The 1,541-nt window shown below is 71.5% G+C and carries 2 protein-coding genes; both read right to left on the bottom strand.

The window, feature by feature from the left end; translation table 11 throughout:
- Window positions 1-1,118, bottom strand: a 1,118-nt coding sequence (locus tag I5G_RS07545) for a hypothetical protein (RefSeq protein ID WP_022878511.1), incomplete at its 3' end; no start/stop codon positions are given.
- Window positions 1,115-1,541, bottom strand: a 427-nt coding sequence (locus I5G_RS07540) for a peptidase dimerization domain-containing protein (protein WP_022878510.1), incomplete at its 5' end; no start/stop codon positions are given. The genes I5G_RS07545 and I5G_RS07540, both read right to left, overlap by 4 nt.

Below are 1,541 nucleotides of genomic sequence, written 5' to 3'. Positions count from 1 at the left end.
GGCGGCCCGGCGAGGGCTCCCCAGAGCGGGGAGAGTGGCACGAGCAGTCGGAAGATGCTCGACTGCGGGAAGAACACGAGCAAGAGGTAGACGAGATAGCTCGCCGACCACAGGCGCAGCTCGATGCCGAGACGCTTCACCTGAGGGCGAAACAGCAGCGCCGCCGTCACTCCCAGCACGAGCAGCACCAGCGCCACGACGCCGGCGACCGGACCGAGACCCCACTGCGTGAACCAGAAACCCGCGCCCTGGATCCATCCCTCGACCGGCACGAACTGGTCGCTCGCCCCGGCGATCCAGTTCCGCCTCCAGGCCAGCTCGGTCGCGAGGTAAGCGCGGGGGTCGCCGGTCACGACGCCCGCGATGACCTGCCACGCGAAGCCCGCGACGACGGCCACGGCGCCGAGTGCGACGAGGTGCGCCATCTCGCGCAGGGGGAACGCGTCGACGCGCCGTCGCGCGAAGCGGTACACCCCGTACAGCCCCAGGAACAGCGCGAAGGCCAGGATGCCGGGACGCGTGAAGCCGATGACCGGCAAGAGGACGTAGAGCCAGCCCCACCGCCGCAGCTGCACGCAGCGGAGCGCCAGGAACAGGAGGAACAGGAACATCGACTCGGCGTAGCCGACCTGGAAGAGGGCGGCGAGCGGTGCGCAGGCGAAGAACGTCACGGCCCAGAGGGCGGCGGAGTCACCGATGCGGTCGCGCAGCAATCCGTGCAGGACGACGCTCGCGCCGAGGCCCGAAAGCAGGGAGATCACGACCGCGCCCGCACCCCACGAGCCGAGCACCGTGCCGAGCCCGGCCGAGAGGGAGCTGTAGACGGGCAGGAAGGCCCACGCGTTCTCTGCCACGTCGCCGTGCGGAGTGAGCGGCAGGACGCTCGGATAGCCCGACACCGCCGCGAACCAGTACCACTGCGCGTCCCACCCCAGCGCGAGCTGCCCGAGCGAGGGATCCACGCCGTAGCGCGAGCCCGGACCGGACAGCGCGGCCGCGATCAGGAAGAAGCCCGTGGTCACGAGCCGCGCGGCGATGTAGATGACCGCGATGCGCGCCGCGACGGGCCAGCCCTGCCAGGACCGTGCCCGCGGAGACGTCGCGGTCGCGGTGCTCACGACCCGGTCAGCCAGGAGCGGAGGCCGCGCTCGACGGTCTCGATCTGGGCGAGCGGAACGCGCTCCTCGTCGTGGTGAGCCAGGTGGGGGTCGCCGGGTCCGTAGTTGACGGCCGGGATGCCGAGAGCCGAGAACCGCGCGACGTCGGTCCACCCGTACTTGGGCTTGGGCGTCGCGCCGACGGCGGCGACGAAGTCCCGGGCGAGATCGGCATCCAATCCCGGGCGAGCACCCTCGGCGACATCCACGATCTCGACGTCGAAACCGGTGAAGACGTCGCGCACGACCCGCTCGGCGGTCGCGGCGTCGCGGCTCGGGGCGAACCGGTAGTTGACCTCGATCTCGCACGCGTCGGGGATGACGTTGCCCGCCACGCCCCCGCCGATGCGCACCGCGTTCAGCCCCTCGCGGTAGACGAGACCC

This window comes from Microbacterium sp. B19 (assembly GCF_000333395.1).
Lineage (GTDB): Bacteria > Actinomycetota > Actinomycetes > Actinomycetales > Microbacteriaceae > Microbacterium.
This window is presented reverse-complemented; position numbering and strand designations above follow the sequence as displayed.